The 6368-nt window shown below is 42.5% G+C and carries 5 protein-coding genes and 4 tRNA genes; 3 read left to right on the top strand and 6 right to left on the bottom strand.

Annotation, left to right across the window (positions count from 1 at the left end; translation table 11 throughout):
* Window positions 1–180: 180 nt before the first annotated feature.
* The 4 genes from R7Z77_RS23495 to R7Z77_RS23480 all read right to left on the bottom strand — a co-directional run bounded on the left by R7Z77_RS23495 (window position 181) and on the right by R7Z77_RS23480 (window position 576).
* Window positions 181–256: transfer RNA gene (locus R7Z77_RS23495), tRNA-Thr, on the bottom strand.
* 13 nt (window positions 257–269) lie between these two features.
* Window positions 270–344, bottom strand: a tRNA-Gly gene (locus R7Z77_RS23490).
* Between the two features lie 35 nt (window positions 345–379).
* Window positions 380–464: transfer RNA gene (locus R7Z77_RS23485), tRNA-Tyr, on the bottom strand.
* Between the two features lie 36 nt (window positions 465–500).
* A tRNA-Thr gene (locus R7Z77_RS23480) sits at window positions 501–576 on the bottom strand.
* Window positions 577–781: 205 nt separating this feature from the next.
* Here R7Z77_RS23480 and coaA point away from each other — a divergent pair.
* Window positions 782–1705: a type I pantothenate kinase gene (coaA, locus tag R7Z77_RS23475; RefSeq protein ID WP_005388683.1), complete on the top strand. Its 924-nt coding sequence runs from the start codon at window positions 782–784 to the stop codon at window positions 1703–1705.
* Window positions 1706–1712: 7 nt separating this feature from the next.
* Here coaA and birA read toward each other — a convergent pair whose 3' ends face one another.
* Window positions 1713–2678, bottom strand: coding sequence for a bifunctional biotin--[acetyl-CoA-carboxylase] ligase/biotin operon repressor BirA (birA, locus tag R7Z77_RS23470; protein WP_136976899.1), 966 nt, complete (start codon window positions 2676–2678; stop codon window positions 1713–1715).
* The gene (murB, locus tag R7Z77_RS23465) at window positions 2675–3718 is read right to left on the bottom strand and encodes a UDP-N-acetylmuramate dehydrogenase (protein ID WP_005373053.1); all 1044 of its coding nucleotides are present in this window, start codon (window positions 3716–3718) and stop codon (window positions 2675–2677) included. The genes birA and murB overlap by 4 nt, the downstream gene beginning before the upstream one ends.
* Before the next feature lie 101 nt (window positions 3719–3819).
* Here murB and R7Z77_RS23460 point away from each other — a divergent pair, with 101 nt between their 5' ends.
* On the top strand, window positions 3820–4251 hold the full coding sequence (locus R7Z77_RS23460; RefSeq protein WP_053350837.1) for a GNAT family N-acetyltransferase: 432 nt from the start codon (window positions 3820–3822) through the stop codon (window positions 4249–4251).
* A 71-nt stretch (window positions 4252–4322) separates the two neighbouring features.
* The gene (gene pssA / locus R7Z77_RS23455) at window positions 4323–5663 is read left to right on the top strand and encodes a CDP-diacylglycerol--serine O-phosphatidyltransferase (RefSeq protein ID WP_033907507.1); all 1341 of its coding nucleotides are present in this window, start codon (window positions 4323–4325) and stop codon (window positions 5661–5663) included.
* The last annotated feature ends 705 nt before the right edge of the window (window positions 5664–6368 follow it).

Here is a 6368-nt window from a genome sequence, read left to right as displayed (position 1 = left end):
TGTTTTACCGTGGTCAACGTGGCCGATAGTACCAACGTTAACGTGCGGTTTCGTACGTTCAAATTTTTCTTTAGACATGAGTGGTCCCTCTAGGTACGGATTTAGGTGGCCCAAATTGACCACGCAACCAAAAAAAGATAATTGGTAAATCTAATATCAAAAGGAAATAAACTTGAGAGCTGGTGCTGATAGGCAGACTCGAACTGCCGACCTCATCCTTACCAAGGATGCGCTCTACCACCTGAGCTATATCAGCACTCAAATTAGAGTGGAGCGGGCAGCGGGAATCGAACCCGCATCATCAGCTTGGAAGGCTGAGGTAATAGCCATTATACGATGCCCGCAACACGTAACTCTGAGAGCTATTTCCTAAAGAATATGGTGGAGGGGGACGGATTCGAACCATCGAAGGCAGTGCCGGCAGATTTACAGTCTGCTCCCTTTGGCCACTCGGGAACCCCTCCAAATTTTCAAGCCATTCAGACTACTAAAGGAAAGAATGGTGCCGACTACCGGAATCGAACTGGTGACCTACTGATTACAAGTCAGTTGCTCTACCTACTGAGCTAAGTCGGCATAGGTGGTGCGCATTCTATTGAATGATTTTCTAGGTTGCAATAGTAATTTGAAAAAAAATCATAAATTTCGATTTTTTAGATTCGTTTGCTGCAAATTCGTACAAACTTAGCTTTTTTAAAGTAAACTTCGACCTTTGTCGTTTGCTTTGAAGTTCGCTTGATGTATGTTCTTGCTTCTATTAAACCAAGGATAAAAGAGACCCATGAGTCCATTTTTGTCATTTGACCGTGCAAATTGGGCCGAGTTAAGAAACTCTGTACCGATGACACTTTCTGAAGACGACTTGACTGCGCTTCAGGGCATTAATGAAAACCTAACCATGGAGGAAGCGGTAGAGATCTACCTTCCTTTGTCTCGTCTTTTGAATCTGTATGTCCAGGCTCGTCAAAGCCGCAATTCCGTATTACAACAATTCTTAAATACAGAAGAACATGCTCCCCCTTTCGTAATTGGTATCGCTGGCAGTGTTGCTGTAGGCAAAAGTACGACTGCTCGTATTCTAACGGCATTGCTTTCTCGTTGGGAGAATCATCCCAAAGTGTCCTTGGTTACAACAGATGGCTTCCTATATCCGAAAAAAGTACTAGAAGAACGCGGTATCATGCATCGTAAAGGCTTCCCAGAATCCTATGATATCAAGCGCTTAGTCGAGTTCATGTCTGACGTAAAGGCAGGAAAGCCCGATCTTGAAGTACCCATCTACTCTCACATCACGTATGACATTACTGATGAACTAAGGAAAGTGGATAGACCGGATGTTCTTATTATTGAAGGTTTAAACGTTCTGCAAAGTGGAATGGACTATCCACATGACCCGCATCGTGTCTTCGTCTCTGACTTTTTAGATTTTTCAATTTATGTCGACGCAGAAACAGAAACCATTGAACATTGGTATGTAGAACGCTTTTTAAAGTTTCGCCAAGGGGCCTTTACGAAACCAGGCTCTTATTTTAGCCACTACACACAACTCTCTGTCGATGACGCAAAGAAAAAAGCGAAGCAAATTTGGCATGATATTAATGGGCTCAATTTAGAATTGAATATTCTTCCAACTCGTGAGAGAGCCCACTTGATTCTACACAAAGGCGTTAACCACTTAGTTGATAAAGTCTCGTTGCGAAAGTAATCGAAGATTAGTCATTTTTACGCAACGAGATTTCACCACCAATATAAGTCTCTAGTCCTTGGGAGGTTTCGATTAATATTCCACCTTGATGATCGATGCCTCGAACGACGCCATATACCTCTCTAGGACCAATAAGCAGTTTGACCTGACGATTAAGGAAATTGTCTAACCGATTCCAACGTTCGATAAAGCCAGTAAGTCCTTTCATTTCATATTCGACAAGTGCGGAATTCCAATGCTTGATAAGTGTCATTGCTAGAACATTTCTATCGATCTTGAGACTCTGATTTACTTGGTTCAACGTGGTCCATGGCTGGTCAATCTCAGGCTGGTCGTCAGGCATTCCAATATTCAGGCCCATCCCAATCACTAGATGAGCAGCCCCACCGGCCTGACCCGACATTTCAACCAAGATTCCGGCCAGTTTTTTATCTTGATAATACAAGTCATTCGGCCACTTGAGTTTAACACCTTGCATGCCTACTTCTTCCAAAGCTTCCACTGCGGCAATCCCAATCACCAAGCTCAAGCCCATTGCCGCAGCCATTCCTGCATCCAGTCGCCAATACATAGAGAGATATAAGTTAGAGCCAAACGGTGAGACCCATTGTCTACCGCGGCGACCACGCCCTTGTGCTTGATATTCAGCAATACAAACACGGCCCTTTTCCGAATCCGCGACTCTGTCGAGCAAATATTGATTCGTTGAGTCAATCACAGGGACGAGTTCAACAAGTGACTCCGAGCTAGTGGTAAGGAGAGTCTCGTCTAACAACTGCAATGGTGAGGCTAATTGGTAACCGCGCCCTTGCACTCGATAAATATCAATACCCCATTCACTAAGACCTTTAATGTGCTTAGCGATTGCCGCTCTAGAAACATTAAGATCGTCGCCCAACGCTTCTCCTGAATGAAACTCTCCATCACTTAATAACTTTAGAATATGAAGTTTCGTAGAGTGATCTTTTCTCATCTAGATGCCTCGATCTGAGCCAAATTGGTCTCCCCGGTACGATTGAGAAAGCGTACTTCATGCTCAAGTATGATTTGGTATTTGTCCCATACTGTATGCTTCACTAAAGAAGCAAGCGCGACAATGTCATCAGCACTACAATTATCTATGTTGGTCAAAACCAAAGCTTGCATAGGGTTGACCTGCGCACCGTGTACAGACTTCCCTTTTAATCCACACTGATCAATAAGCCAACCAGCAGCAATTTTCATTCCTCCTGAAGCTGGGTAGGCCACTACGTTAGGGTATTTTTTTGTTAGTCGATCATAGTGATCTTCTGTGATCACTGGGTTTTTAAAGAAACTACCTGCGTTACCTATCTTCGTTGGATCTGGCAGTTTTGCCTTTCGCACTTGGCATACTCGTTCGAAGATAGAAGCAGGGCTGAGTTGTTCTTCTGGGATACTTTGTAAAGGGCCGTACTGGTTAATCGGCTGCCATTGCTTCGCCAACTTAAGCCCTAATGCGGTGATAAAGCACTTTCCGTGCAACGCATGTTTAAATATGGAATCCCTATAGGCAAACTCACAGTCTTGGGCGTGCATTCTTTTGTTTTCAAACGTAGTTAGGTCAAGAACATCTACATAATCACAGATGTCTTTTAGCTCTAGGCCATACGCACCAATGTTCTGAATAGGAGCCGAGCCAGCACAACCTGGAATCAAAGCTAAGTTCTCGATCCCACCGATCCCCTGATTCACACACCAGGAAACTAATTCAGGCCAATCTTCACCACCGGCAATATGTAATAGGTAGTCCTCATCCGTTTCCGTGACTTCTTTACCCATGATTCGATTAACAATCACTAATCCCTCAAAATGTTCTGTAAAAAGAACATTACTTCCTTTACCTAAAAAAAGTTTCGGTAAATGGGTGAATCTTGGGTTTTGAAATAGCTCAATAACATCTTCGAGCGACTCAACGATAGCTAAATAGGAACACGATTGTTCAATTCCAAAAGTATGGTAAGCCTTTAGGCTCGCATTTGTTTTAATTTGCATAGTAGGTTTGCAACATCAGATAAGATTCTCTTAAACTGTCGACATTCTACATTAGTTATCTTTTAACCGCAGTGACAATACCAGACTCATTAATCATAGAAGTGTTAAATCCCATCAAGCTCCCCCTCATTAAGAAACTATACAAAGCGTATTACCCTGCGGGTCGAGCCAAAAAGGATGAATTGATCATTACAGCAAGCCATAAGGGTGAAATCATTGCGTTACTACGTTTAAAAAGTGTAGATAAAGTTCGTCTGTTGACAGGAATGTTGGTCATTCCGAAAGTTAGGGGAACAGGGATTGGAAAAAAACTACTAACTCATTGTAAAAACAATGTTTTCACTGATGGCGATTATTGCTTCGCGTTTACACATCTCGAATCCTATTATTCCAAGCATGGATTCACAATAATTGATTGCTCTGAGCTACCACACCAGCTACAAATGGCATTTCAACGTTATGTAGATAGCGGTAAAGATCTCATTCCAATGCAATTCATCTCTTCAACGACATCAAAACGCGTGCTTTTGTAGCCAGGTAAATCATATCTTTGATAAAATGGCAGGTTCGCAATATTGCACTAAACTAAGGTACTCATACCGATATGATAGTAAGTAGGAATCCATTCGAACAGTTGCCAAGTCTCGCTGTCAATCCGGAAGACTTTGATGTTCTGTATTCAGCAGAATCATTCAGAACCCGTCTTTTAGATGCTATCAGCAAAGCAACGTCGCGAATTTACCTAGTCGCTCTATATCTGGAAGATGATGAAGCTGGACGTGAAATTCTCACTGCGCTTTATGAAGCGAAACAGCGCAATCCTGGGTTGGACATCAATATCTGTGTCGACTGGCATCGAGCGCAGCGTGGCCTGATTGGTGCGGAGACATCTGAGGGTAATTCAGCGCTTTACAAAGCATATGCCAGTAAGTACCAACACCCAATCCCTGTCTATGGCATACCAGTGCGTGGCAGAGAAGTTTTTGGGGTACTGCATTTAAAAGGCTTCATTGTCGATGATACTGTTATCTACAGTGGGGCGAGCTTAAATAACGTTTATCTCCATTATCATGAACGTTATCGATTTGATCGTTACCATGTGATTCGACATGAATCTTTAGCGAATTCAATGGTGCAATTCATTCAGGAAGAAATGATTGCTCACCCTGCCGTTAATGATCTTGCAGGAAAAGATAAGCCAGAAACCAAAGAAATAAAGTCGGCGATTCGCCAACTGAGGGCTTCTCTTGCTCAAGCCAACTATAAGTTTGAAGACCAAGCTGCAACAGAAGAAAGCGTAAAAGTCACTCCGTTAGTTGGGCTAGGCAAACGCCGTAATCTACTCAATCAACAGATTGTAAAGTTATTGGCAGCAGCCCAAGACGAAATTTTCATTTGTACGCCTTACTTTAACTTCCCTAAAGCACTTCATCGTGAAGTGAAACGAGCCATGAAGCGTGGTGTGAAAGTAACTATTGTTGTGGGTGATAAAACCGCCAACGACTTTTACATTGCACCTGAGGAAGACTTTAAAACCATTGGCGGACTTCCATATCTTTACGAAGTGAATTTACGTCGCTTTGCGAAAACCAATGAAGCGAATATCGCCGCACGTAAATTGTCAATTCACCTATGGAAGCATGACAATAACAGCTTCCACCTTAAGGGTATTTGGGTTGATAAACGCTATATGCTACTTACTGGGAATAACCTAAATCCACGTGCTTGGTCACTCGACCTAGAAAATGGGCTACTCATACAAGACAATTATGCGAAGCTCACTGAGAAGTTTGAAGACGAAGTTTCGCGTATTCTTGAGCATACTCACCTTATCTGTACTTATAAGCAATTAGAGAAAGTAGAAGACTATCCTATAGGGGTACAGCGACTGGTCAGAAAAATTACCCGCCTAAAGGCAGATGGTGTTTTAAAGCGTATTCTTTAGACATCATTTCTCGCTCTAAAGTACGTCGAGATTTTTATACTAAGCCAACCGCTTTAGCAGTTGGCTTTTTCATATAATCCATTTGGAATACTTAACTATTTTCTAGTACCGCTAGTGAGCACATAACCATTTAGATCTAGAGCGACTCTCTTAATGGGTTTGAGCTTTGACGTTTGTGAGTATTCCGCATAGCTTACAGCCTCGAGCTAAGCTACCCCTCTCTGTTTTGGCGCTTCTTACCCCTTGGCGATATATTTTTTCTGAGACTCATCAAATGTTCAGCGTCGAAAATCATCACCTCGCTAATGAAGAGCTCCTTCAATCTTTCACCTTCCAATTTTTTTCAAGTCGTTTGATTTTTGAGCCAGGAGAGATTGGGGGTATATATGACGCTTTTCTGGATTATGCGCACAGTTCGTTTTTTCTTTCTCATCAAGATTCAAGCCGTTGAACACCTTTGAATACCATAGATTACTTAGGTTTGTTTGTAGGTCATATTGTCTTTCCACAGCATCAACGGCCTATATTAATTAAAGCCTAGTGTGTAATCACGCAAAGTTCACTTAGTAGGGATTATGGGGAGTAGTCTAATTAGGTGTAAACACACTTCAGGGAAACGCCGCAGTAGAAACGAAAAAAGCCTCAGTCTTTCGACTGAGGCTTAATATAAGTGGCGGAGTGGACGGGACTCGAACCCGCGACCCC

It is taken from the genome of Vibrio sp. 1401 (assembly GCF_033340295.1).
The sequence above is the reverse complement of the archived record's forward strand: the minus strand, read 5'-3'. Positions and strand labels throughout refer to the sequence as shown.